The sequence below is a fragment of the candidate division WOR-3 bacterium genome (genome assembly GCA_039803545.1).
Lineage (GTDB): Bacteria > Hydrothermota > Hydrothermia > UBA1063 > UBA1063 > UBA1063.
On sequence record JBDRYS010000001.1, the window covers coordinates 333,818 to 358,021 of the forward strand.

At 41.2% G+C, this 24,204-nt stretch carries 21 protein-coding genes and 4 tRNA genes; 17 read left to right on the plus strand and 8 right to left on the minus strand.

What is annotated here, in order from left to right:
- Positions 1-24: 24 nt before the first annotated feature.
- From ABIM45_01515 to ABIM45_01525, 3 genes are all read right to left on the minus strand, one after another.
- Positions 25-426, minus strand: coding sequence for a rhodanese-like domain-containing protein (locus ABIM45_01515; GenBank protein MEO0238593.1), 402 nt, complete (start codon positions 424-426; stop codon positions 25-27).
- A complete protein-coding gene (gene cutA / locus ABIM45_01520; GenBank protein MEO0238594.1) occupies positions 413-751 on the minus strand; it encodes a divalent-cation tolerance protein CutA in 339 nt (112 codons plus the stop codon). Before cutA ends, ABIM45_01515 begins: the two co-directional genes overlap by 14 nt.
- Positions 752-948: 197 nt before the next feature.
- A tRNA-Lys gene (locus ABIM45_01525) sits at positions 949-1,021 on the minus strand.
- An 816-nt stretch (positions 1,022-1,837) separates the two neighbouring features.
- Between ABIM45_01525 and ABIM45_01530 the strand changes: the two genes are divergently transcribed.
- A complete protein-coding gene (locus tag ABIM45_01530) occupies positions 1,838-2,974 on the plus strand; it encodes an MFS transporter (GenBank protein ID MEO0238595.1) in 1,137 nt (378 codons plus the stop codon).
- A gap of 17 nt (positions 2,975-2,991) precedes the next feature.
- Here the strand turns inward: ABIM45_01530 and ABIM45_01535 are convergent, their stop codons facing one another.
- On the minus strand, positions 2,992-3,114 hold the full coding sequence (locus tag ABIM45_01535) for a hypothetical protein (protein ID MEO0238596.1): 123 nt from the start codon (positions 3,112-3,114) through the stop codon (positions 2,992-2,994).
- A gap of 289 nt (positions 3,115-3,403) precedes the next feature.
- On the opposite strand from ABIM45_01535, the gene ABIM45_01540 reads away from it, so the two are divergent.
- The 7 genes from ABIM45_01540 (at position 3,404) to ABIM45_01570 (ending at position 10,734) form a co-directional block, all read left to right on the plus strand.
- Positions 3,404-3,477: transfer RNA gene (locus tag ABIM45_01540), tRNA-Met, on the plus strand.
- 13 nt (positions 3,478-3,490) lie between these two features.
- Positions 3,491-3,563: transfer RNA gene (locus tag ABIM45_01545), tRNA-Met, on the plus strand.
- A 39-nt stretch (positions 3,564-3,602) separates the two neighbouring features.
- Positions 3,603-4,442: a bifunctional 5,10-methylenetetrahydrofolate dehydrogenase/5,10-methenyltetrahydrofolate cyclohydrolase gene (locus ABIM45_01550; GenBank protein MEO0238597.1), complete on the plus strand. Its 840-nt coding sequence runs from the start codon at positions 3,603-3,605 to the stop codon at positions 4,440-4,442.
- On the plus strand, positions 4,426-6,102 hold the full coding sequence (locus tag ABIM45_01555) for a formate--tetrahydrofolate ligase (protein ID MEO0238598.1): 1,677 nt from the start codon (positions 4,426-4,428) through the stop codon (positions 6,100-6,102). The genes ABIM45_01550 and ABIM45_01555 overlap by 17 nt, the downstream gene beginning before the upstream one ends.
- Entirely contained in the window at positions 6,102-7,136 is a 1,035-nt protein-coding gene (locus ABIM45_01560) for a DUF933 domain-containing protein (protein ID MEO0238599.1), read from the plus strand. The genes ABIM45_01555 and ABIM45_01560 overlap by 1 nt, the downstream gene beginning before the upstream one ends.
- Positions 7,133-9,427, plus strand: coding sequence for a TIGR03936 family radical SAM-associated protein (locus tag ABIM45_01565; GenBank protein MEO0238600.1), 2,295 nt, complete (start codon positions 7,133-7,135; stop codon positions 9,425-9,427). The genes ABIM45_01560 and ABIM45_01565 overlap by 4 nt, the downstream gene beginning before the upstream one ends.
- A 2-nt stretch (positions 9,428-9,429) precedes the next feature.
- Positions 9,430-10,734 carry a B12-binding domain-containing radical SAM protein gene (locus tag ABIM45_01570; GenBank protein MEO0238601.1) on the plus strand — a complete coding sequence of 435 codons (1,305 nt, stop codon included), beginning with the start codon at positions 9,430-9,432 and terminating at the stop codon, positions 10,732-10,734.
- Here the strand turns inward: ABIM45_01570 and ABIM45_01575 are convergent.
- Positions 10,721-14,179: a glucodextranase DOMON-like domain-containing protein gene (locus ABIM45_01575; GenBank protein MEO0238602.1), complete on the minus strand. Its 3,459-nt coding sequence runs from the start codon at positions 14,177-14,179 to the stop codon at positions 10,721-10,723. The genes ABIM45_01570 and ABIM45_01575 overlap by 14 nt on opposite strands.
- 522 nt (positions 14,180-14,701) lie before the next feature.
- On the opposite strand from ABIM45_01575, the gene ABIM45_01580 reads away from it, so the two are divergent.
- The 3 genes from ABIM45_01580 (at position 14,702) to fabF (ending at position 16,350) form a co-directional block, all read left to right on the plus strand.
- A tRNA-Leu gene (locus tag ABIM45_01580) sits at positions 14,702-14,787 on the plus strand.
- A 35-nt stretch (positions 14,788-14,822) separates the two neighbouring features.
- Positions 14,823-15,059: an acyl carrier protein gene (acpP, locus tag ABIM45_01585; GenBank protein MEO0238603.1), complete on the plus strand. Its 237-nt coding sequence runs from the start codon at positions 14,823-14,825 to the stop codon at positions 15,057-15,059.
- 49 nt (positions 15,060-15,108) lie between these two features.
- Positions 15,109-16,350, plus strand: coding sequence for a beta-ketoacyl-ACP synthase II (gene fabF, locus ABIM45_01590; GenBank protein ID MEO0238604.1), 1,242 nt, complete (start codon positions 15,109-15,111; stop codon positions 16,348-16,350).
- On the opposite strand, the gene ABIM45_01595 is transcribed toward fabF, so the two are convergent.
- Genes ABIM45_01595 through ABIM45_01605 form a run of 3 tightly spaced genes read right to left on the minus strand, consistent with a single transcriptional unit; the run spans position 16,331 to position 20,027 of the window.
- Positions 16,331-18,202 carry a DUF3488 and transglutaminase-like domain-containing protein gene (locus ABIM45_01595; GenBank protein ID MEO0238605.1) on the minus strand — a complete coding sequence of 624 codons (1,872 nt, stop codon included), beginning with the start codon at positions 18,200-18,202 and terminating at the stop codon, positions 16,331-16,333. The two genes, fabF and ABIM45_01595, sit on opposite strands and share 20 nt — an antisense overlap.
- The gene (locus tag ABIM45_01600; protein ID MEO0238606.1) at positions 18,192-19,088 is read right to left on the minus strand and encodes a DUF58 domain-containing protein; all 897 of its coding nucleotides are present in this window, start codon (positions 19,086-19,088) and stop codon (positions 18,192-18,194) included. Before ABIM45_01600 ends, ABIM45_01595 begins: the two co-directional genes overlap by 11 nt.
- A complete protein-coding gene (locus ABIM45_01605) occupies positions 19,089-20,027 on the minus strand; it encodes a MoxR family ATPase (protein MEO0238607.1) in 939 nt (312 codons plus the stop codon).
- Positions 20,028-20,109: 82 nt separating this feature from the next.
- On the opposite strand from ABIM45_01605, the gene ABIM45_01610 reads away from it, so the two are divergent.
- From ABIM45_01610 to purD, 6 genes are read left to right on the plus strand one after another with little or no spacing between them, the layout of a single operon-like run.
- Positions 20,110-20,577 (plus strand): peptidylprolyl isomerase, encoded by a 468-nt coding sequence (locus ABIM45_01610; GenBank protein ID MEO0238608.1) that lies wholly within the window; start codon positions 20,110-20,112, stop codon positions 20,575-20,577.
- 2 nt (positions 20,578-20,579) lie between these two features.
- On the plus strand, positions 20,580-21,002 hold the full coding sequence (locus ABIM45_01615; protein ID MEO0238609.1) for a hypothetical protein: 423 nt from the start codon (positions 20,580-20,582) through the stop codon (positions 21,000-21,002).
- Entirely contained in the window at positions 20,980-21,663 is a 684-nt protein-coding gene (locus tag ABIM45_01620) for a YggS family pyridoxal phosphate-dependent enzyme (protein ID MEO0238610.1), read from the plus strand. The genes ABIM45_01615 and ABIM45_01620 overlap by 23 nt, the downstream gene beginning before the upstream one ends.
- The gene (locus ABIM45_01625; protein MEO0238611.1) at positions 21,660-22,121 is read left to right on the plus strand and encodes a DivIVA domain-containing protein; all 462 of its coding nucleotides are present in this window, start codon (positions 21,660-21,662) and stop codon (positions 22,119-22,121) included. Before ABIM45_01620 ends, ABIM45_01625 begins: the two co-directional genes overlap by 4 nt.
- Entirely contained in the window at positions 22,108-22,926 is an 819-nt protein-coding gene (locus ABIM45_01630; GenBank protein ID MEO0238612.1) for a purine-nucleoside phosphorylase, read from the plus strand. The genes ABIM45_01625 and ABIM45_01630 overlap by 14 nt, the downstream gene beginning before the upstream one ends.
- Positions 22,927-24,201 carry a phosphoribosylamine--glycine ligase gene (purD, locus tag ABIM45_01635; protein MEO0238613.1) on the plus strand — a complete coding sequence of 425 codons (1,275 nt, stop codon included), beginning with the start codon at positions 22,927-22,929 and terminating at the stop codon, positions 24,199-24,201.
- Positions 24,202-24,204 lie beyond the last annotated feature (3 nt).

Genomic DNA, 24,204 nt, shown 5'->3' on the forward strand with positions numbered 1-24,204 from the left:
ACCAACTGGGAATTTTTGGAAATTTTAATTCTGTCCTTTCTCAATGGGTAATCCTCTGTTAATCCAGTCCTTTAATCCGCCTTTCAAACTAAATACATTTCTATAACCCATGTTGATTAATCTTATCGCAACATTTTTACTTCTCATTCCGTGTGAGCAGTAGAGTATTATAGTGTTATTTTTAGGGAGAGTCATTAACAAAGAGTCGAGTTTTGGTGAGAAGTAGTCAATGTTAATTGCGGAGGGTATATGTCCTTGTAAGAACTCTTCAGGTGTTCTAACGTCTACCACTGTGATCTCCATTTTATTGTGAGAAAGGAGCTTATAAAGCTCCTTTGCAGAAATTTCTCTAACATCTCTGATTAAAGAGTGTTTAGCACAGGAGAGGGTAAGGATAGCAAAAATCAGGTAATTACTTCTTTTCATTCGTGGATTTTTTAAGCTCTTCATCCAGCCAATTCAGATAGTCGCTATTTCCTGCAATTACCGGGATTGCCAGGATTTCAGGAACCGCGTAGTTGTGAACTTCCTTTATGGCCTTCTCCAGTTCAGGGTAGTAATCGGCTCTTGTTTTAGCTATGATGAGATACTCTGTATCTTTTGTGATTTTGTTCTCCCACCAATATTGACTCGTTATTGGCCCTAAGATCTGCACACAAGCAGCAAGTCTCTTTTGAACTAAGGTTTCAGTGATTTTTTCAGCAACTTCCCTAACATTAGTGGTTGTGAAGACCTGAATATATTCTGCCATGGCTTTATTATAAGATGAGGTGAGTCCCAAAGCAAGCGGAACTTAATTGCCACAAGCAGAATCGTAAGTTGAAGATCACATATAATTTTGGAGGGAACCTAATCGAACCTTCTATCTCGTAGCGGTTGTTTGCGGATCAAGATCATATATAATTTTGAGGGGAACGGGAATAGTAAATTTTGCCTAAATTAAAAAACTGCGCTGCGCAGGACTCGAACCTGCAACCCACGGATTAAGAATCCGTTGCTCTGCCTGTTGAGCTAGCAGCGCATTGTTAAAATTATAAAAATAAACCTGCGGTTTTTCAAACGATCGGCGTTAATAACATAACTTAGGTCGGAACGGGACTATTCTTTCCTAAGTTCCGGAGGCAGAAATGCTCGCCTTGGCTTAAAGAACACCGGGTAAGTTTCTAAAGTTCTTTGCATTAAAGGAGCGGATATCAAAATAAGCCGATTTTTTTTAATTTCGACCTTTTGGGAAATTTTCTTAAAATAAACCTAGCTTCCTCAATAACGGTGATTCATCTCTCATTAATGTACTTTTCAGGCCTTTGAGCCTTGTCATTTAAATCCTTTATATCAAATGAATCCTTTTAAGTTATAGCGAGTCGATGTATAGTATGTCAAGCCTTGTGATTTTAAGAAGATTGCTCGAAATAATGTGAGTCCACGATAGCAAGAATAATGTAGGACAATCATTCTTGTTTTTCATTGAACTTTAAAGGCCCATTGTGAGTTAAGAGCGCAAAGGGAGAAGCATGAGGTATTTTGTAAATTCGACGATGCTCTACTTATGTTAAAATTGTCGTTAGCCTTTGTTCGAGTTCGTCGAAGTTTATAACTCAAAATGACCTCAAGGAACAGTGGAACTATTATGAAGCTCTTTCTCTGCAGATTCGGTTTTAGAAAGTACGATGTTAAGCAAGTATAGCTTTTAAGAAGAATTTGTACAAGTGCATTATATTTTTACAGGTTTTTAAATTGTATGCGAGTTTGAATCACCTATGGACTGAACGCCTTGACACTATTCAGCTCATCGCCCTTTTGTTCGTATGTTGAACATTAAAATTTAACACTCGCCGATATGATGCTGAAGATAATTGCTACAATTCTTTTTTATTTTGGCTATGGCTCTTATTATATCCTATTGAGGCCAAGATTTGTTGACCTTGGAGCGAGTTATTTTCAAATATTGCTGATTGACAGTTTGCCTGCCTTTGTTGCCTTGACCTCAGTATTTTGGGGTAGATTAGCCGATGTGATCTCACGAAGGCTATTTCTTTTATTAAGCAGCCTCGGAGGGATCTTTGTATTACTTCTCGGATTTTCGAATCAAATATATACGTTACTCCTTTTTCTGCTTCTATTAAGTATTTTTGCTTCCATCGCCATTCCAGTCATCAACAGTATGTTCTCCTACAGTGAGGATACAGAGGGAGCATTCGCCCTTTATTTATTGGCAGAGGCCCTTGGTTGGACTCTCAGTGGCTCTATTATGGGTTATTTCTCTAAGGACCCAGGGCTTTTCAAACTCGGTTATATAATTAGTGGAATAGCCTGGGCTATTGGTATAATCGTTTTTTACCAAATTTATACTGATAATCTTAATTTTGGTTCCCCGTCGACTTCCCTTTTCAAGGTTCATTTTGAAAGGGGGTTAATATTTTTGGCTGTTGGGACCTTTTTCTTGGAATTTGGGATTGTAACCTCTTACGGGATTTTGTCAGTGAAACTTTATGAGGTTTTGGGAAAGTCAAAATTCCTCTATGGAATAGTATGGGCTTCAATACCCGCATTTTTATCTGCATTGGTGAGCAAATTTTATGGTGAGGTTGTTAAAAAACTCACTCCCTGGAGAAGTTTAGTACTACTTTCTGCTGCTTATTTTGTTAATATCGCTATTTTGGCTCTTGCGAAGGGATATTTAATGGCCTTTTTCTGGATTCTACCTCTTTGGAATTTTATGTATATTGCCCTTTACTCCGCGGTCACAAGGCTATCAAGGGAAAATGAAAGAGCAACTGCCTTTGGATTTTTGAATTCCACTTTAAACTTCGCTGTTTTTCTCTCGGCATTATCTGGGATTCTTGCGGATAAATTTGGCAGGTTGTCAAGTGTCGTTCTGGGTTTAGTTTCTATATTAGTGAGTCTTGTTATTTTTTCAAAGCTTAATGCCAATGTTTTCAGAGATTACTCGAAATACGCACTTCCTCAAAATTAATCTACTTGAACTATTCTCTATTGTAGTTCTGATGCCCATTCGGCCCCCCTTTTCTTGTTGTAAGCCGTGTCAAGCTCGCTTTGCAACATGATTGTCGCGTGTGTTAATTTTACTATCTTTATGTTATCTCTCAAATTCATAACCCCCTCTTTTTACTTCTTCACTTACACCTTTGACTCTTAAAACGCTGTTTAGAGGCGTGCTATCTCATGCTTCTTTGCTTTTTACTTTTTCTGTTTTCCCCAAACCACTTCCTTTGCTAAGACCACGCAGTATTGCTACTCGCTTACTGAATAAAAGAATGCAATACCGTCGCCGCTTTATTATGTTGTTATTTTTGATGAAACAACCCCATTTCGAGTAGATTAATTTTGAGGAAAGCCGAACTCTTGACTGAACAGTAAGATTATATTATAATAATAACACTAACGCGGGGTGGAGCAGTCCGGTAGCTCGTCGGGCTCATAACCCGAAGGTCGCTGGTTCAAATCCAGCCCCCGCTACTGTCTTACTCCTGGCGGTGTAGCTCAGCTGGCAGAGCAGAGGAATCATAATCCTCGTGTCGGGGGTTCGACTCCCTCCGCCGCCATTCTTTTAATTTCCATAATTCCCAGTTTAAAATTATCCCATGTCAGCTAAGGTTATTGATGGAAGACTTATCAGGGAAAAGGTATTGGAAGAATTAAAGGAACAAATTGCCTGTTTGAATCTTCAAAGGCCCTTGAAATTAGCCATTTTTCAGTATAAGCCTCAGGTTCCCGATGAACTTTATGCTCATTCACTCAAAAGGGTAGCAAAAAAGCTCGATATAGAAGTGGAGGTAAAAACTTTTGGAGACCTTGAATCGTTAAAAAGCGCTATTTATGCTTACAATGAAGATGAATCTGTCGATGGAATTATGCTGCAGATAGAGGACAAAAAAGATTATTTATACTACACTTCTTTTATTGTTCCCGAAAAGGATGTAGATGGTGCAAGTCCTGAAAACCTTGGGAAGCTAATAAGGAAAGACAAAGGATTAAGACCCGCCACTGCTGATGCCGTTATCAGAATAATAAAAGAAACGGGCTATGAAATTCGCGGAAAAAATGCATGCATTCTTGGAAGAAGCTTCCGCTCAGGGCTTCCCATTGCAATAATGCTTATGAATGAGGATGCAACCTGCACCGTGTGTCACTCTTCTACCAAGGATATAAGCATTTATACACGAGAAGCCGACATCCTTGTTGTTGCTATTGGACGTGCCAACTTTATTGGCGCCGATATGGTTAAGGAAGGGGCTTTTGTGATTGACGTTGGAATAAACCAGGTAAATGACAAGGTTGTTGGAGACGTCAAATTTGATGAAGTTAAAGAAAAAAGTGGATACATAACCCCTGTACCTGGTGGGGTTGGCTCGGTCACGGATGTTATGATTTTTAGAAATTTAATAAAAGGAGTGATTTTTAGAAATGAAAAGCGACATTGAAATCGCAAGTAGTGTTAAACTTTTGAGTATAGATCACATCGCTGCAAAGCTTGGCATTGATTGCCAGTTCATTACCCATTGTGGAGACTTTAAAGCTAAGATCAATCCCAAAATTCTTGAAACCGAAGAATTTTTGAAGAAAAAAGAAGGCAACCTGATCCTCGTTACTGCAACAACTCCAACACCCTACGGTGAGGGTAAAACTACGGTCTCCATAGGTCTTTCTGATGCTTTGAATAAACTTGGCTATAAATCTATTGTGACATTACGAGAACCATCGATGGGCCCGGTCTTTGGGATTAAGGGTGGGGCAGCAGGTGGAGGATATGCTCAAGTAGTTCCGATGGAGGACATCAACCTTCATTTTACGGGTGATTTTCACGCTGTTTCTATAGCACATAATTTGATTTCAGCGATTATTGATAATCACATCCACCAGGGTAATGAATTGGGGATTGACCTTAGAAAAATAACCTGGAAAAGGGTTGTTGATCTCAATGATAGGGCTCTCAGGAAAATTATTATAGGTTTGGGAGGCCCTACCAATGGTTTTCCCAGGGAAGATGGTTTCGATATAACAGCTGCTTCCGAAATCATGGCCATTCTCGGTCTATCATTGAACTATAAAGACCTAAAAGAGAGAATTTCAAACATAGTAATCGGTTACAATAAACAGGATGAACCTATAAAGGTTAGAGACCTTAAAGTTCAGGGCGCTGTTGGAGCCCTTCTGAGGGATGCCTTTAAGCCGAACCTTGTTCAGTCACTGGAAAATAATCCTGCTCTTATCCACACAGGCCCCTTCTCCAATATCGCCCATGGTACCAATTCTCTGATTGCTACGAAGCTTGCTTTGAAACTTGCCGATTTTGTGGTCACTGAGGCTGGCTTTGGAACTGACCTTGGTGGGGAAAAATTTGTAGACATTGTATCTCGCGTTGGAAATTTAAGACCAAAGGCTGCGGTTCTTGTGACCTCTGTAAGGGCCCTTAAACACCATGGAGGTGCGAAGAGACAGGAACTTTCAACGGAGAATATTGAGGCTTTGAAAAAAGGCCTTGAAAATCTTGATAAACATATGGAAAATCTCGACTTCTACAATATTCCCTTTGTAGTTGCTTTAAATAGGTTTCCTACAGATATGGAGAGAGAGCTGGAACTGGTTGTAAACTATGTGCAGTCAAAAGGGAGAGAAGTTGCTATAACCGAGGTTTGGGCCAAGGGGTCTGAGGGTGGCATCGATCTCGCAAAAAAAGTAATTGAAGCTGTCAAAAAGGCAGACGGGAATCTTAATTTCGTTTATGACATAGAAGATCCTATTCCCGTTAAGATTGAAAAAGTTGCAAAGCGTATTTACGGAGCTAAAGAGGTTATTATTGATAGGGATGCTGAACAGGACATAAAGAATCTTGAAAAGCAAGGCTTTGGTAACTTATATGTGTGCATTGCCAAGACACAGCTTTCCCTTTCCGGAGACCCAAAGCTTTTAGGGAGACCCAGAGACTTTTCTCTCCATATTAGAGAGGTAAGATTGAGCGCCGGTGCTGGTTTTGTAGTTCCAATCGCCGGTGAAATCATGACTATGCCAGGCTTACCCAAGGTGCCATCTGCTGAGTTTATTGATATAGACGAGAACGGTAAGATAACGGGTCTTTTCTAATGAAGCTTGCAATTGTTGGCGAGGCTCTGACGGGTAAGACGACACTCTTAAAGGTGCTTACCGATAACACTTTTTCCCGTGGTTCTGGATATATATCAGGCGTGGGCACTTTTATCCTTGAAGACCCTAATCTTGACTATCTTTTCGAGCTTTATAATTCGGACAAAAAGACCCCTCTTCATGTAGAGCTTTATGATTTTGAGGGGCTTGGAAAATTGTGGAAGGACGAAAAGAGAGGGGAAATTAAAAACGAACTCTCAAATTTTGATGCCCTGATTTGTGTTGTTTCTGATTTTCAGGAGGTTGCCTTAAAGGATTCTTTCTACAATCTGGAATACAAGCTTCTCCTTACAGACTTAGATTTCGTCGAAAGGCGAATCGAAACTCTGAAGAAGGAAAGGATTAAAAAGAAGGTTAATGAAGAGGAGATAGCCTTGCTCGAAAAAATTGATTCCTGGCTCTCCGCTGAAAAGCCTTTGCATTCCCTTGAACTTACAGAGAAAGAAAAAGACCTGATAAAAGGTTACGTTTTCCTTTCTATGCTTCCTCAAATTTTTGTAATAAATCGAGAGGAATCGAAACTGGGTGGGGAGCTTCCTTCAGACCTCATTAATAGGATTAAAGAGAGGAATTCCCCATTTTTTATAACCTCTCTAAAGGTTGAAGAGGAGCTAATAGGCCTTGAGAGGATAGAAAAACTGGAAATTCTTAAGGAATTCGGGATAGAGGAAGACATAAAGACGGCAATTTCCTCAGTTATAAAAGACGTCCTTGGGTTAACTTTCTTTTACACAGCCAGTAAAACTGAAGCGAGGGTTTGGGCTGTAAGGAAAGGCGCTACTGCAAAGGAAGCGGCAGGCAAAATTCACAGTGACTTCGAGAGAGGATTTATAAGAGCTGAGGTTATCCATATAGAAGACCTTGAAAGGGCTGGAAGTGAAAAGAAGGCGAAGGAGCTTGGACTTTACAGGCTGGAGGGTAAAGATTACATCGTAAAGGATGGGGATATTCTCCTCATAAGGTTCTCTGTATGAATCACCCCTTTGGGGATTACCTCTTGAACCTTGAGAGACCAGCACGCTATATAGGTGGGGAATTTAATGCTGTTAGGAAGCCCCTTGATAAGGTTGTTTTACACATAGGCCTCTTATACCCCGAAATTTATGAAATTGGGATGTCCAATTTAGGTTTAAAGATTATCTATCACATATTCAACAGCCATCCTGATGTGTACGCTGAACGGATCTTTCTGCCATGGATTGATGCCATTGAATATATGAGAGAAAGAGAGATACCTCTTTTTACCCTTGAAAGCTATACACCGGTGAAAAATCTTGATATGCTTGGTATTTCACTCCATACGGAGCTAAACTACACAAATTTACTTTTGGCCTTAGATCTCTCTCATATACCGCTCCTAAGGGAAGAAAGGGTCAATGGTAAATATCCCCTCGTTGTTGTGGGTGGGCCTTCCAGTTTTAATCCCCTTCCCTTAGAACCCTTCGTTGATTTCTTTGTTGTTGGAGAAGGAGAAGGTGTTGTCAAGAAATTGATTCCGTACCTTTTGGATTACAAAAGGGGAAGGCTCTCTAACAACGAGTTTTATTCAGAAATTGCAAAACTTGAAGGTATTTATATCCCTGAAGTATCAAAGAAAGCGAAACGGGCTGTGGCCTATTTTAATACAGAAGACTTTCCTGTAGATCAAATTGTCCCCACGACGGAGATCGTGCACCATCGCTATGTTGTTGAGGTGATGAGGGGATGTACAAGGGGGTGTCGCTTCTGTCAGGGTGGCTTTAACTACAGGCCATTAAGGTTAAGGGAACCAGAAGAAGTGTTAAAGATCGTGAATGATGGCTTGAGCAAGACGGGCTTTGATGAAGTTGGACTTCTTGCCTTTTCTATTTCTGATTACCCCTACTTAAGCGAACTTATCAGGGCTTTTAAAGAACGTTTTGAAAATACGCACATTTCTTTGCCCAGTCTTCCCATTGACTCTTTGGATGAAAGTTTACTCGTTGAGTTTGAAGAACTCAGACGTTTTGGCATCACCTTGGCACCTGAGGTTGCCTCAGAGAAGTTGCGAAAGGTGATCAATAAAAATGTTCCCTTAGAAAGTATATTTAGAACCCTTGACATCGCCCTTAAATTTAATTTTCGCCATGTAAAATTGTATCTGATGATCGGGGTTCCTGGCGAAACAGCAGAAGACCTTGAAGTGATGGTTAAATTTCTTAAAGAACTTTCGATTCGTTACAGGAAAATAGAGTTTAAGGCTTCCATCTCCCCCTTTGTACCTCGACCTCATACCCCCTTTCAATTCGCACGGCAAGAGACGCCTGACGAAATCTATTCAAAAATTGATTATCTTCGAAAGTCCACAAAAAGTTTAAAGAATTTTACTTTAACCTTTCACGATCCCAAGATGAGCTTGATTGAGGGTATCTTCGGTAGGGGCGATAGTGCCCTTTCATCAGTATTGCTGGATGCTTACAAAGAGGGGGCAATTTTTGATTCGAGAAGCGAATTTTTTGATTTTAACAAATATTTAAAGGCCTTTGAGAAAAATGGAATAGATCCCTTTGCATATACTCGCCGTCGGGATCCTTCGGAACAATTGCCCTGGGAAATCATTGATACTGGAGTGTACCCGAAGTATTTGAGACATGAGTTTTCTAAATCTCAAGAGATTACTTACACTGCGGACTGCATGGCAAGGGGGTGTCAGGGCTGCGGAGTGTGGATTAAGGAAGGATACGAGCTATGCAAAACGGGTATTAAGAAGGTTGAAAGAGTTCAACTTTCTGGGAGACCAATTCAAGAAAAAATTCCTGCTAAAACGAGTGGATATTTGCTGACTTACAAAGTTAGGGAGATGTCGAGGTTTATTTCACAGAGAGACCTTACAAAAGTAATAGTGAATATGCTTAGGGTATGCGGGGTAAAGCTTAAGTACTCTCAAGGGTATGTCCCCCATCCGAGGATTTCTATGCCTAATCCATTGCCCCTGGGCGTTGAAAGTGAGGAGGAATATTTCTACTTTGAGGCGGAAACTATAGAGAGTTTTAAGGATTTGATTAGTAGGCTGAATCTAAGAACCATTCCAGGGCTAGAATTCCTTTCAATTATCCCTGTGGATAAAAAGCCGGATTGGAGTAGGTTTAGCATCGCCAGATTCAAGTTAGAAAAGGATGGTGAATCGGAAGAATTTACAGTAGATTTGAGCCAGAATTCTCTTTACAAGGTCTTAAAGGAAAGGTTCGGAATAGAAAGAAGCGAATTAAACTCGGTGAGGATTAAGAAAGTTGCCGTTTTGAAGTAAAAATGAGAATTTTACTCGTTAATCCTCCAGTTTATGACTTTGCACTCCATGATTATTGGCTGAAACCCTATGGGCTTCTGCGAATAGCATCGGCATTGAAAAGAGAAGGTATAGAATTTGATTTTTTTGATTTTTTAGATAGGGGCCATCCTTTTTACAGAAACCTTGACCTTAAGACCGATGAGTACGGCAGGGGTAAGTTTTACTTTGAGGAGGTAAAAAAACCGGATGTGATATCCTTCGTTCCACGGAAGTTTAAGAGATACGGATTGCCTCAAAGAGTTTTCCTGGAAGAGACCTTTTCTAAGGAGTACGAGTACATTTTTATCACAACGGGTATGACTTACTGGTACCTTGGGGTGAAGGAAGTAATTGAAATTTCTAAGGAAAGATGGCTCAAGGCAAAGGTTGTCGTTGGTGGAGTTGCAGCCACATTGACTCCGGACTTTTATATCTCTCTTGGTGCCGATGAGGTCGTTGTAGGTGATAATTGGGAGAGTTTTTGGCAAAATAATTTTTATTTAAATCCCGTTGAGGAACTTCCCTATTATGATGTTTACGAAGACCTGAAATATGCGGTTATCCGAATTAATGAAGGCTGCCCTTTGAGGTGTTCTTACTGCGCCTCTTTCCTGCTTAAGCCCAAGTTTAAAACCATAGACGTTTCTAATTTAGTAAAATTGGTTGAGAAGCTTTACCTATCACGGTCCATCAGGGATTTCGTGTTTTATGACGATGCCTTGCTCTACAATTTAGAAGGTGGACTTTTGCCTTTTAGAGACGGTCTAAAAGAGAAAAAATTACTTGGTAAGATTCGTTTTCATACTCCCAATGCCCTTCACGTGAGAAAAATTACCAGGGAGACGGCTTATCTTCTTAAAGAGATGGGATTTGAAACCATATTCCTTGGGGTTGAAACCGTCAATCCAGAGCTTCTGAAGAAGGTCGGGTGGAAGCTTTCCTTTGCGGATTTTGAAAGGGCGGTGGAGAACCTTAAGGAGGCAGGTTTTACCGGGGATAAAGTAACGGCCTATATATTTCTTGCCTTGCCTGGCCAACCCCCAGAGGAGGTTGAAGAAAATATCAAGATTATTTCAGAATTTGGCATCAGAGTTTCACTCTCGGAGTTCTCACCTATACCAGGGACTCCATTGGGAAATCAAGTGATTGAGCAGTATAAACTGTACGACCCGCTCCTAACAAATAACTCCGTTTTCCCAGTAATATACTACGGCTTCGAGACAGTTAATCGTCTCAAAAACCTAAAAAACGAATTGCAGAAGAAATTCCTCTCTACTTCACATTGATAGAGGGGATTTTAACCGGCGCGTTTGTTTCATAGACGCTCAAAACTTTTTCCTGTACTCCAGTTTCTGGGTATAGAAGGTCAATTACCCTCGGTGCCATCTGGGACTTTGCCCCTCCAAATTCCCATTCGCCTCTTGTAGATTGTAAGGCCCTTAGGTTATCTTTTCCATAACCATCGTAAGAGTAGAGAGTGAGCGAAATTTTTGCCCCTTTTAAGTTGCCTGCGAACTTTTTGGAAACAGTGAAGACAACTTCTTTGTTTTCGTAATCCACGTAAATATCGGGATTTTCAAGAAGTTCCATTGATGGGTTGTAGACTCCGCAGGCATTGTCCCACCCGGAGATCATAATGGCGACATCCCATGGGTTTTCCGTTTGATAATTAAGAGAAGTTTTGATTGGATCTGTTTTGCCTCCATCCCTGTTATCAATATAGAGGAAGAAAATCTGCTGTGAAAATCCGTAGGGTGCATTCCAGGGGTTATCCAATTCTCCGACTTTTATAGAGAAGATGTAGCTATTTTCCGTTTCAAATATTTTTAAACCTTTGATGTCAAAAATGCCCTTCTTAAATACCCCGTTGGAAGGATAAAGGTAATAGCCAGGGCCATAATCGTCACCTTCAATATCTGGAATTTCAAAGATCTTTTTAGCGGAAAGGCGTGGATCATTTTTCGCCATTACTGATCCTCCGTAGGAGCCTTTCTTTGCCTCTTCAAGAATAGATTTATCAAGGAAGTCAGGATAGGGCTTACCGAGGATTTCGTATACATTTTTCAATGTCCTTCTGAACATGATGTCAGTCCAGCGGTCATCGCCTGCATTCTGATCCGCTCCAAAGAACCAGAACCAGTCGCTACCTTCTGCGGAAGCCAGTTCAAAGAAGGCTTTTTCTAAAGTTTTTTCGTCGTATTGACCGGATTTTTTGAAATTTTCGAAATCTTTTCTCACATAGCCCAAATAGTTCCAGGCTAAGTTCTCTTCATCTTCACCTATCCAGGTAGAGAAGTCTGCGTTGATCCAGGACCCAGCGAAAAGGTGGGTAATCACTCTCTTTGGAGGGAACTGTTTTATAAAGTCGGTGGGCGTAGTGGTCACTATCCAGTCCGCTTCGCTGAGCTGAGAATACAAGGAATGGAAGAAATCCTTTGCATCGTTTTTGTACCATTCCCAGGCGTTTTCGCCGTCGAGGATTATAGTGACTAAATGAGGCTCAGGGTCCTTTGCAAACTTTTGGTGAATTTCATAAAGTCTCATAATAAGGTCGTTTGCTGCCTGTACCCCCGAGAGGGATTTATACCTGAAGCCTATTCTGTCTGATAGATCGGTATCTCTGAAGACCATATAAATGGTGTCCTTTCCATTAACCACCGCATAAGGCCTGTAAAGGTCGTCATCACCAAAATCTGCCTTTTTGAGAGAACGGGCGAGGACATGCCCGTCAGAGCACATCCAGATGAATCCGCCCTGCTTTACGATGGGAACAATATCGTGGGATACTGAGCCTTCTGCAGGCCACATTCCTGCAGGTTTTCTTCCGAAGATTTCTTCGTACTTAGCTACCGCTTGTTTTACGTGCCATAGAGCGTCTTCGGGCCAGGAGAACCTCTCTGGGAGTTTTGCATTGGGCATTGCTTCACGGGCAGATTCTGTGTCGTAAATGAGTGGCAGAATGGGATGATAGTATGGTGTTGTGATAACTTCAATCTGACCCTTTGAAAGTAAGTCTTTATGAACAGGAATTATCGCCTTCAAAATTTTCATCTGTATGTCTAAGATTTCTCTTTTGTCCTTCTCTGTAAAATTTTGTCCTTTTTCTACAAATTTCTTTACGCTTACCTTTTCCCCTGTTGGAAGTGTTACCTCCCCATTTCGGAAGTCTGGATCGAACCAGCAGAGGTTGAAATAGACCTGGAGGTCTCGAAAATCCTGGGTGGTGTATCTTTTAATGGATTCGTCAAAGTTGATGGTACCGTCGGGATTCCAAACCCTCTTTGTTCTAAGTTCTTTGTATCTTGGGAAAATATCGATCATATTATCCCAGTTCGCACTGAAAAAGTTGGCGAGTAGATATTTTTTATCCTCGTAGGTAAGTGAGTCCGCATTCTTTAAGGTCATTCTAAAATCCACATCAGGAGACTTCCCTTCGTCGTAAAGTCTGATATCATCCTGAAGCTGCATGAGCAGAACAGGGGTGAGGTTAATTGTGAATCTTATTTTGGGATACTGATAGAGAATTGCTGCCATATCGTAATAGTCCTTTATCCCGTGAAGCCTGACCCACGGTGCGAAGGACTCCCCCGTCTGTAAGTCCTTGTAGTATCTTGGCTGATGCTGATGCCACACAATGGCGAGATAGATTGGTGTCCCCTGTTTTTTCAAGGATTTAATTATTGGTTCCTGAGGGAGGGTTGAGGGGCTTACCGCCTCAAGAATAATTTTACCGTCATCGGTGAGTCTGAAGGCGGAGTTGAATCCTCCAAATCCATCGTCTACCTTTGCAGGATTTGTGGGGTCTTCTTTCCACTGAACACCGTTTATAACGAACTTGTACTGATAGTTGCCCGGTATGAGTTTTACTTTAACACTCCAGATTCCTTTTTCATCCTTTGTCATTGGCAACCCCGTTGGCGCCCAGTTATTAAAGGTGCCTGCAAGGTAAACCACCTGGGCATCGGGTGCGTAAAATCTGAACAAAACTCCTTCAGGGGTGTATTCGGGACCTTTCCAGTCGAATTTTATCTCTGTTTCTGCTGGTTTTACAGATGCCGGTGTGTAAAGGATTTTTCCGTCTGGGGTTAGTTCAAACTGAGAATTAAACCCGCCGAATCCATCCGGAACTTTTCTTGAATTAAAGGGGTCTTCTTTCCATGTGTTACCGTTGATTACGAATTTGTATTCGTAAACTCCGGGCTTCAGTTCCAATGAGGTTTCGAAGTACGCACCTTTGTTTTCCATCTTCTGAGCGGTTGGATTCCAGTTGTTGAAGGTTCCCGCAAGATAAACTTCCTTGGCCTCTTTATCGTAGAATCTAAAAATAACTTTTCCATTTATGTATTCTAAGGATTTTAGTGCACTGACACCGAGCTGTGGCGCCTCTGAAAAGAGGATTTCCCCCTTATCGGTTAGAGTGAATTTTGAATTTGAACCACCAAAGCCATCCGGAACCTTCCAGGGATTGTCTGGATCTTCTTTCCATACACCGTCGATGATGAACTTATACTCATAGGTGCCCGGTTTAAGGTCTACTTCCGCAACCCAGGTGTTGTCTTTCTTGGTCATTTTAATTCCGGTTGGATTCCAGTTGGAGAAGGTACCGGTTACAACTACGTCCTTAGCCTGTGGTTCCCTTAGAGTGAAAATCACTTTACCATCTTTGTACTCAACCCCTGCAAAGAGGAGCCCAATTGATAAGGTTGTTATCAAGAATTTTACAAGTCTCATAACGCCTCCTTAACTCAGAATATTTTAATGTTCTCTTTGAGAAAAACAAATGGTGGCGTTGCTCATGCTGAGCGGAGTTTGTGCGAGTGTTCTTTAAAAGCTCAATTGTTTGACTTTTTTCAGTTGAAAAGTGTGGAGAATAATAAGCAAAAGAATAGGAATCTTACAAGGACAACGGAAAGCAGTTTGTTATGGAGGAATTAATGATTTGAAATTCAGTGACATAATACCCGTTGATAAAAGTGAAGGCCGTAAAAAAGCTAAAAGTTGCTTAGGATACCATCCGAAAGAAACTGCATAAATCTTTTGAATAAATGTTTATAGTAAGAGGCAACTAAATGTACCGATGAGACCCTTGAAGTTCAAGCAAGCTTAGGAAAAATAATATAATAAGGATGCAGTATGGTCGCCGTTTGTATTCCTCAGTTATTTTTGATGAAACAATCCCATTTCGAGTAGATTAATTTTGAGGAACGCCGCATGTTTGACTTTTCCTTAATCTTTCCTTAGAATTAACACATCGCCGAGGTGGCGGAACTTGGCAGACGCGCTGCCCTCAGGAGGCAGTGGGTGTTCGGCCCGTGCGGGTTCAAATCCCGCCCTCGGCATAAATCGAAAAAAACAAAGATAAAAGGAGGGTATTATGGACATATACGCAACACTCAAAGAAATAATCGTAGATAAGCTTTCAGTCTCGGAGGATCAGATAAAACCAGAATCCAGGTTTATGGAGGACCTGGGTGCCGACTCCCTCGATGTGGTAGAACTCGTAATGGCTATTGAAGAGAAGTTTGGTATTGAGGTGCCTGATGAAGATGCAGAAAAAATCAGAACAGTACAGGATGCAATTAATTATATAAAGGCTAAAATAGGCTCATAAGGTAGTAGGATTATTACCATTTTTAGGCCCTTAAATTTGGTTTTTTATTATGAAAAGACGCGTTGTAGTTACAGGGATGGGGGTGGTATCCCCTGTTGGTAAAAGCGTAAAAGAGTTTTGGGAGGCTCTCTTATCTGCAAAGAACGGAATTAAATTGATTGATAGATTTGATGTCTCCCTATTTCCTACAAAAATTGCTGGTTTAATTGACGATTTTCATCCCGAAGAGAGGATAGATCCTAAAGAACTTAAGAGAATGGACCTTGTAACTCAGTATGCTTTGTATGCTACTCATGAAGCCATCCTTGATGCGGGTCTATCAGAGGATAAATTTGATCCCTACAGAGCTGGCGTGATTTTTTCATCGGGTATAGGGGGTATCAAGACCCTTGAAGAAGAAGTGATTAAACTCAAGGAACAGGGACCGCGCAGGGTAAGTCCTTTTCTCGTTCCTATGATGATTGTGGATATTACGCCTGGCCACATCGCAATGAGGTACGGTTTTAAAGGTCCCAATTATTCCATTGTTTCTGCCTGTGCATCTTCATCCCATGCTATCGGTGATGCATATAGGTTGATTAAGTACGGAGATGCTGATATAGTGATTGCAGGTGGATCAGAGGCATCGATTACCCCAATCGGGCTTGCAGGATTTTGCAGCATGAGGGCCCTTTCTACAAGGAATGACGAGCCAGAAAAAGCCTCGAGGCCTTTTGATAAGGAACGTGATGGCTTTGTAATGGCAGAAGGGGCAGGGGTCGTTGTTCTGGAGGAGCTTGAACATGCGTTGAAGAGAGGGGCTAAAATCTATGCCGAGGTTGTCGGCTACGGTGCCACTGCCGATGCCTATCACATAACGGCACCTCATCCTGAAGGTGAAGGTGCTGTTAATTCCATGAGACTTGCTATAGAAGAGGCTGGAATTTCGCCTGAAGAAGTAAGTTACATAAACGCTCATGGTACCTCTACCCAGCTTAATGACGCTGCGGAGACAAAGGCGATCAAAAAGCTGTTCGGTGAATACGCTTACAAGATACCAGTATCTTCTACTAAGTCAATGACCGGGCACTTACTGGGGGCCGCTGGAGCGGTTGAATTCATCGCAACGGTAATGAGTGTTTACACTGATAAAATACACCCTACTCGGAATTACGAATTTCCTGATCCTGAGTGTGACCTCGATTATGTACCAGGAACTTACAGAGAACTTACCGTAAATTATGCGCTTTCCAATTCCTTTGGGTTTGGTGGCCACAACGCTTCACTTTTGGTTAAGAAATACTCCGTCTAAAGTTTTCGAATTTCCTTTTAAGTTGCTCTAAATCACAGTTACCAGAAAATCTGCACTTATTGTATTCATCGAGAAAATCGATTGCTTCTAAGGATTTGATAAGATTTGCTATTTCTTTAGACGTCATTGCAGGCGTGATTTTATAGCCTTTACTTTTCAATATTTTTTCGAACTTTCTGTAATAGAATGTGGCAGGATGAAGCCTTTCTTTTGAGCGTTTAATGAGAAATGTTATGGCTGCAGTTAGGATAAATAGCGCAAGCAGGTATCCGAGAAGGAAAAGCACATTTTTCCTGAAAAGTTTCTTCATTGAACTTTGAAGGGCATTGAATATTCTAATTTGATTTGAAAAGCTAAACTCGAGAACCTGGGTAGTCCAGAGGTAAGAGAGGTAATCAATATATTCACTTAGTTTGCTCAAAACACCCGGCTTTTCCTCAAAGGGAGGGGTTGGATCAAGGGAGAGCCACTGGTTGTTGAAGTAGTATTCAACCCAGGTATGGGCGTGTTTTGTCCGGACGATGAAGTAATTCCCGAAGAGGTTCCATTCCTTTGTAAGGTAGCCTGCTACGATCCTTGAAGGGATCCCCTGTCTTCTTAAGATTAACGCTGCAAGGGTTGCAAAATACTCACAATGCCCTTTGCGGGTTTTTAAGAACCGATTGACCCAATTCGTATCGCCGGCAATTTCCAATGAATATTGGAAGTTTTTCAAAAAGTATACTTTTATTTTTTGTGCTGTTTCAAGGGGCGTAGCCGCTTTCAGATTTTCTATTTCGATGAGAGAATCGATGAGGGAAGTATATTTCTCGGGAACAGAGAGGAAATCAACGCCTTTGGGGTAAGTTTCATCTGGGGCAGATGACGAAAAAGCCTTATACTGTACTTTCCTTGCAATTTCAGACTCTCTTGTTAAGAAAACTTTTCCCCAGGACTCAGTGTAGGGAATTCCTCTGACGTCGATATATTCAGGGTAGTTTGGAACATAGAGAGCCTTTGTAGACATTGGCTCAAGGGTAATTTGAAAGGCAAAGGTCTTGCTTTTGTAATTCTCTTTGCCTTTGTAGTTCCATCCCGTTAAATTTTCGGGATCCCTTATCCATGTTTCCTTTTTATAAACATTATAAACATTCCCACGAATGTAGAGGAACTCATCGCGCCTCTTCATAAGGGGTTTAACTCTCATCAAGATTTGATCCCGCCTATTCATATATTCCACTCTGCCCATTTGTAGTTCGTTACCGAAACCTTCCCTCCGAGTGGGTGAATAGATTTGAGCCCTAAGGAGTACATAGGGAGAACGGGGTAGTATAATGAAGAAGAATAGTGACATTAGAGTAGTGGCAATACCAAAACCGATTCCAAAATTTCGCAGGGTATTTAGTAGGTCAACCCGGAGGCTTGTCTCCTTTTTGTCATCTAAAAAGGTGATGATTAAAAGGGCTATAGAGGCTGAGACAATGTAAAGTACGAGGTAAATTAAGAAGACGAAGGAGTAGTGAAATATGGCACTGTCTACAAAGTTGAAAAAGGAAAGGGCTACAATCTGTTTCAAGTCCCTCATAGCCTTTTTACCGAGAATCTTTATAATGCTCAGGGACATTATCCAGTAGGCAATAGCCTCAAAGGGCGTTCTCAGGGCTAAAGTAAAAAAGAAGAGGGTCAAAAGAATACCCAGAGCCGTTAAAATTTTTCCCGATATATAAAATTCCTTTGTAAGGTCCAAATAGAAGGCGATGACAAGAATAGCTAAGAAAAAAAGTCCTGTTGGTGAGAGGGCATGAGCTAAACTTGCCATTGCAACGGTGAGGGGCAAATAGACGATGGTTTTTATTCTTTTCTCAACTTTCATAGCCTAAAAGAGCGAGTTTTTGCAGTATCTTGATTTTTTGCTGGATTCCTGAATCGGGGGGTATGGCAGTTTTTCCATCAATTTTTAATCCTACGCTGTGTCCGAGTTCTAAAAAGTGGACCGCTAAGGAGGCAACCTTTTCGATTTCTTCTTCTGTTGCATTGGAACTGATATCAAGGCTGAGAACTTGGAAATTCTCATCCTCAAATTTTTTAACATAGAGTTTTTCTTCTTTAATTTTTTTCCAATGAATCCTGGAAATCTTGTCCTGAAAGGTGTATTCTCTCAGCCCCATGAAGTCACCGATGGCGCCTTCTTTGCTCGATTCCACACCCCAGCCTGTATTTTCGGGATTTTCGACCTTTACTTCTCTCTTAATTTTGTGAATATGTGGGAAAACAAGGAGGTTTAAATTCAATGGGTAGTACATCTCTCTTATTGTAAAACTCAGCGGGAATGTCGTCCCTACAAAAATTGATTCAACCTTGTTATATCCTCTTCTTTCGAAAAAATATGGTAAAAGCCCCTCCTTGGAGCTCGATGGAGGGATTACATCGAATAAAACCCTTTCCTTGTCTGATTTTTTTGCATAGATAAGGAATAGCGGGAGAAAGCCTCGATTTTTCACTTTGACTTTCAAATAATTAATGGTTTTGGCGTACAGTTCCTCTGGGGGCGTTATAGTAAGCTGGATGGATTTTAGGCTAAGATAACTTATAAAACCTGAAAGGGCCATAATGGAGAGCAAAGCGGCCAAGAAAAAGTAGAGAAGGTTATTTCCTGAGTTAACTGCTGCGAAGCCGAGTAAAAGGGTGAGTGCCGCATAATACCTTCCCCATTTCTTTAGTTTTACGTAAGAAACAAAGGGTTTTGGTTTTCTCGGCATTTACCTTGGGACTGGGATTTTTTCTATGAAATCTTTTAAGAAAATAGACACATCACATTCGGGGACGTCGCAAATAACCCTGTGGCTTGCGATGTAAGGGAATATTTCCTTCACATCCTCAGGAATTACATAATTGCGCCCTTCTATGATTGCCTTTGCCCGTGCACATTTTAATAGGTGTATGGAAGCCCTCGAACTCAAGCCTTCCTTAATGGAGGGATTATTTCGTGTAGAGATAACGATTTCCGAGATGTAATCAATTATTGAATCATCGACCGTTACCTTTGCAACTTCTTGCTGTATTTTTAGAAGTTCATCCTTGGTCATTTGTTGATTTAAGTAAGGAATTAACTCCCTTGGGTCTCCGGTTTTTAAAATTTCCTGTTCTACCTCCTTTGAAGGGTAGTCAATGTTGATCTTCATGAGAAATCTGTCCGTCTGGGTTATTGGAAGGGGGAAGGTTCCTGCATAATCCATAGGATTCTGGGTTGCAAAAACTATGAAAGGTTTTTCAAGTTCATAGGTTTTTCCTTCAATGGTGACCTGCCTTTCCTCCATCACTTCTATTAGTGCGCTCTGGGTCTTGGGAGAAGCCCTGTTGATCTCGTCAATGAGGACAAAGTTGGCAAATATTGGTCCGGGCCGGAATTCAAAGTTCCCTGTTTTTAGGTTGTAAATATTTGTTCCAAGGATATCAGAAGGTAAAACATCACTGGTAAACTGGATACGGCGGAAGGATAATCCAAAGATTTTTGCAAAAGTAAGTACAAAGGTTGTTTTTCCGACACCGGTGGGTCCCTCAAGGAGCACATGGCCATCGGCCACAATTGCAGTCAGAACAGCCTTAATGATTTCGTCTTGCCCTTTAATAACCTTTTTGGCTTCTTTGATAATTTTCTCAAATTGCATATTGTCAATTATAAATTGAGAGAGGTGCATTGCGAAAGTAAATTTCCGCCCAAAGTTTTGACAATTTGCCTTCGAGCCTTAATAATTATAAAAACCTGTAAGGGAGGAAATAATGGAGGCTGTGGATAACAAAAAAGTAGTAGCCATAGAGTATACGATGACTCTGGATGACGGGAGTTTGATCGACGCTACAAAGGGAGAGCCGTTTGTTTTCCTTTTTGGCGTTGGTGAAATTTTCCCTAAACTGGAAGAAGAAATGAAAGGTATGAAGGTAGGCGAAGAGAAAGACGTGGTGTTGGAACCCGATGACGCCTTTGGAGAATACGACCCTGAAGCGGTTCAGGTAATTCCACAGGAATACTTTGGCGAAGAGGAACCAGTTGTTGGAATGCAGTACTATGCCCACTTTGAAGATGGCAATGAAGTACCTTTTTATGTGAAAGACGTTAAAGACGGTAATGTAACAATTGATTTTAACCATCCTTTTGCTGGGCATAGGATTCATTTCCACATAAAAATAGTAAATGTTAGAGATGCTTCACCTGAGGAACTGGAACACGGGCATGCCCATCACGTTTAAATATGCCAGAACCAAAGGAGTGGTATTCACTTCCTATAAGAGATAAGAAGAGAAGAACAAAGTTTCTCCTTTTGTTCGCCCTTTCTGTAGGCATTTTTTGGTTTGCCTTTGGAACCTTTTGGGGGCTTTTTTCACTACTGGTGATTGCGTTAGTGCTTCTCCCATTTTATACGAAGACTCATTACCGCATTGAGGAAGGTAAAATTTACATAAAGAAGCCTTTTTATGTGCTCGAAAAAGACCTTAGTTATTATAAGAAGGTCTTGAAGGACAGGTATGGCCTTTTTCTCTCCCCCTTTAAAAAGAGCACACCCCTTGAAAATTTTCGTGGTCTCTTTTTGCAAGTCGACGATGAGAGTTTGAGAGATGAGCTCTTTGAGTATTTAAAAGGAGTGATTGAAGGTGGTGACAAAGGAGAAAGTTGAAGAAAATATAAAAAGGCTAAGGGAGAATATTGAAGACATTAAAGCCCGTTATGGTATAGAAAGAGATATAGTTATTGAGGCCGTTACCAAAGGTGTGGACGCGGAAAGGATCCTTTGGGCTTATGAGGCTGGAATAAAAGTAATGGGTGAAAACAGAGTGCAGGAGGCCCTTCTCAAAATTCCTTTCCTTTCTCTTGATATTGAATGGCATTTGGTGGGTCATCTTCAAACCAATAAAGTTAAACATGCCCTTAAGGTTTTTAAGGTAATCGAATCGGTGGATAGAGTGGAGCTTGTTGAAGCCCTTGATAAGAGATTGGATAAGACCCTTGAAATTTTCATTGAGGTGAATACTTCAATGGAACCCCAAAAAACAGGCTGCAAATTAGAGGAAGTAAATAACCTGGTGGAAGAGGTTCTAAGAAGGGAGAAACTCGTGCTGACTGGTCTTATGACCATAGGCCCTTATCCCGTTGAAGAGAAAAAAAGCAGGGAGGCCTTTTCTAAGCTAAGAGAGCTGAAAGAAAGGATTGAAAAGGATTTTGGAATTCAACTTCAGTGGCTTTCAATGGGAATGACAGAAGATTACCCCTATGCAATAATGGAAGGTGCCAATCTTTTAAGGATTGGAAGGGGGATTTTTGGGGAGGTAAATAGATGAGGCTTACTCCTTTAGAGATAAGGAAGGCAACCTTTAAGATGAAATTCAGGGGGTTTGACCCTGAGGAAGTTCTCACTTACTTAGAGATGATTTCAAATGAATTCGAAAAATTAATTCAGGAGAACGAGCGGTTGAAAGAGAGAGTAATGGTTATGGAAAAGAAGCTTTCAGAGTATGAAGAGCTTGAAGAGAGTTTGAAGAAGGCTCTATTTCTCGCTCAGCAGTCATCAGAGCAGGTAATAGAGAATGCTCAGGAGAGGGCTCAGAATATAATAAAGGAAGCCCAGGTTAAAGCGGAAAGGATGATTGCAGAAATCGCCCTGAAGAGGTCTAAACTCGAAGATGAAGTCCAGAAACTGGAAAAGAGGAAATATGAAATTCTTCAAAAACTCAGAGGCGAATTGGAGTATTATTTGAGACTTCTCTCAAGGGAGGTGCAGGACTTTGAGGGAAAGTGAAATTATTTTTAATGCTGTAGAGCTCTTAAAGTCTAAGGGCCTTGATAAAGTTGATGTTGCAATAGTGCTTGGTTCCGGGCTTGGTCCACTGGCGGATGGCGTAAGAGAAATTTTCAGGGTAAAGTACGACGAGATCGAAGGTTTTCCTGTGTCTACCGTCGAGGGGCATGAGGGGGTTTTGATTTACGGAGAATTGGAAGGAAAACGAGTACTTGTTTACAAAGGAAGATTTCATTATTACGAGGGATATTCCACCAGACAAGCGACATTGCCTCTCAGGATTCTTAAACCTTTAAACGCGAAGGTGTTGATTCTGACTAATGCCGCTGGAGGTGTAGTACCTTCGATGAAACCTGGAGACATTATGCTCATCCGGGATCATATCAATCTTATTCCCGACAATCCGCTTCGCGGGCCAAATCTTGAAGAATTTGGCCCAAGGTTCCCTTCGATGCATGATGCTTATGATGAAGAATTAAGAAGGCTTGCAAAGAAGTGTGCAGTGGAAGAGGGCATATTTATACGAGAGGGTGTTTATGTGGCTTTGCAAGGGCCATCCCTTGAAACCCCTTCGGAATATTTATTTGTGAAAGCAATTGGTGGTGATGCCGTTGGAATGTCCACCGCTCCTGAAGTTATCGTTGTGAGGCATATGGGAATTAAAGTCCTTGCCTTCTCTATAATTACCAATGTGGCAAATCCCTACGCACCTTCTCTTGCAACCCATGAGGAGGTACTGCAGGTGGCTAACGAGGCCGGACGAAAACTGGAAAAATTAATTCGCAGGGTAATAAGGAGTTTGTGAATGAAGATTGCAGTTATTGGGAGAGGTGGAAGGGAAGACGCAATAGCTCACAAAATTTCTAAGTCTCCAAGGGTTGATAAACTTTACGCTATTCCGGGAAATCCAGGAACGGCAAGGTATGCCCAGAATGTAAATTTTGCGGTCGATGATTTTAAATCGATTTTAGATTTTGTAAATGCTGAGGGGATTGATATCGTTGTTCCGGGGCCTGAGCTTCCTATCTCCAAAGGGATTAAAGATTTTTTGGAGGCAAATTCAAAGGCCTTTGTCTTTGCTCCACCGGCTAAATCTTCTTTCCTTGAAGCCTCTAAGATTCGTGCCAAGGAATTTATGAAGAGGAATGGAGTCCCAACGGCCGATTTCATGTCCTTTGAAAATTACGAAGAGGCCCTTGGGTATGTTAAAAGGCTTAGCAATTATCCCATTGTCATTAAAGCCGATGGTCTTGCAGAGGGCAAAGGTGTTTCGATAGCTTATACCCCTGCTGAGGCCTTTTCAATTTTGTACGAATACATGGTGGAATTAAAATTTGGTGAGTCATCAAGGAGAGTTTTAATTGAAGAGTTCCTTTCTGGAGTGGAATATTCCGTCTTTGTTGTGACCGATGGAGAGGAATTTGTCTGGATCGGGGACGCCTCGGATTACAAGAGGGCATACGACGGGGACAAAGGTCCAAATACGGGCGGAATGGGTTCCGTCTCCCCCGTGCCCTTTTTAAACGAAGAAATGAGAACGATCACGAGAGAGGCAGTAATAAAGCCAACTATAGATGGCCTGAAAAAGGAAGGCATTCCTTACATGGGCTTCCTTTATTTTGGCCTTATTTGGACTTCAAAGGGCCCAAAGGTTCTGGAATTCAACGTGAGACTCGGTGACCCAGAGGCACAGGTAATACTTCCAAGGCTCAAGAACGATCTTGTAGATATCATAATTTCTGCAAGAGAACATAGGCTAAGAGAGGTAAAGGTGGAATTTGATGATCGGGTTGCGGTTTGCGTTGTTATCGCCAGTGGTGGTTATCCAGTACATTATGAAAAAGGGAAAGTAATACACGGTTTAAATAAATTGCCACAGGATGTTATCCTTTATCATGCTGGTACAAAGGAAGAGAATGGCAAGATTTATACCGATGGGGGGAGGGTCCTCAATCTTGTAGTTCTTGATAAAGATTTTAATTCAGCTGCGGAGAGGGTTTACAGCGAGATTGAGAAGATACACTTTGAAAATTTATTTTACCGAAGAGACATCGGTTCCTTAGAGAGGTTTAAAATTTAACTT

Bases quoted from the DNA above. Each gene is read 5' to 3' on its own strand.
- ABIM45_01550 (MEO0238597.1), top strand. From the start codon at position 3,603: ATGTCAGCTAAGGTTATTGATGGAAGACTTATCAGGGAAAAGGTATTG.
- ABIM45_01530 (MEO0238595.1), top strand. From the start codon at position 1,838: ATGATGCTGAAGATAATTGCTACAATTCTTTTTTATTTTGGCTATGGC.
- ABIM45_01535 (MEO0238596.1), bottom strand. From the start codon at position 3,114: ATGAATTTGAGAGATAACATAAAGATAGTAAAATTAACACACGCGACA.
- ABIM45_01625 (MEO0238611.1), top strand. From the start codon at position 21,660: ATGAGGCTTACTCCTTTAGAGATAAGGAAGGCAACCTTTAAGATGAAA.
- ABIM45_01610 (MEO0238608.1), top strand. From the start codon at position 20,110: ATGGAGGCTGTGGATAACAAAAAAGTAGTAGCCATAGAGTATACGATG.
- ABIM45_01615 (MEO0238609.1), top strand. From the start codon at position 20,580: ATGCCAGAACCAAAGGAGTGGTATTCACTTCCTATAAGAGATAAGAAG.
- ABIM45_01595 (MEO0238605.1), bottom strand. From the start codon at position 18,202: ATGAAAGTTGAGAAAAGAATAAAAACCATCGTCTATTTGCCCCTCACC.
- ABIM45_01565 (MEO0238600.1), top strand. From the start codon at position 7,133: ATGAATCACCCCTTTGGGGATTACCTCTTGAACCTTGAGAGACCAGCA.
- ABIM45_01575 (MEO0238602.1), bottom strand. From the start codon at position 14,179: ATGAGACTTGTAAAATTCTTGATAACAACCTTATCAATTGGGCTCCTC.
- ABIM45_01560 (MEO0238599.1), top strand. From the start codon at position 6,102: ATGAAGCTTGCAATTGTTGGCGAGGCTCTGACGGGTAAGACGACACTC.
- ABIM45_01555 (MEO0238598.1), top strand. From the start codon at position 4,426: ATGAAAAGCGACATTGAAATCGCAAGTAGTGTTAAACTTTTGAGTATA.
- purD (MEO0238613.1), top strand. From the start codon at position 22,927: ATGAAGATTGCAGTTATTGGGAGAGGTGGAAGGGAAGACGCAATAGCT.
- ABIM45_01515 (MEO0238593.1), bottom strand. From the start codon at position 426: ATGAAAAGAAGTAATTACCTGATTTTTGCTATCCTTACCCTCTCCTGT.
- acpP (MEO0238603.1), top strand. From the start codon at position 14,823: ATGGACATATACGCAACACTCAAAGAAATAATCGTAGATAAGCTTTCA.
- fabF (MEO0238604.1), top strand. From the start codon at position 15,109: ATGAAAAGACGCGTTGTAGTTACAGGGATGGGGGTGGTATCCCCTGTT.
- ABIM45_01570 (MEO0238601.1), top strand. From the start codon at position 9,430: ATGAGAATTTTACTCGTTAATCCTCCAGTTTATGACTTTGCACTCCAT.
- ABIM45_01600 (MEO0238606.1), bottom strand. From the start codon at position 19,088: ATGCCGAGAAAACCAAAACCCTTTGTTTCTTACGTAAAACTAAAGAAA.
- cutA (MEO0238594.1), bottom strand. From the start codon at position 751: ATGGCAGAATATATTCAGGTCTTCACAACCACTAATGTTAGGGAAGTT.
- ABIM45_01605 (MEO0238607.1), bottom strand. From the start codon at position 20,027: ATGCACCTCTCTCAATTTATAATTGACAATATGCAATTTGAGAAAATT.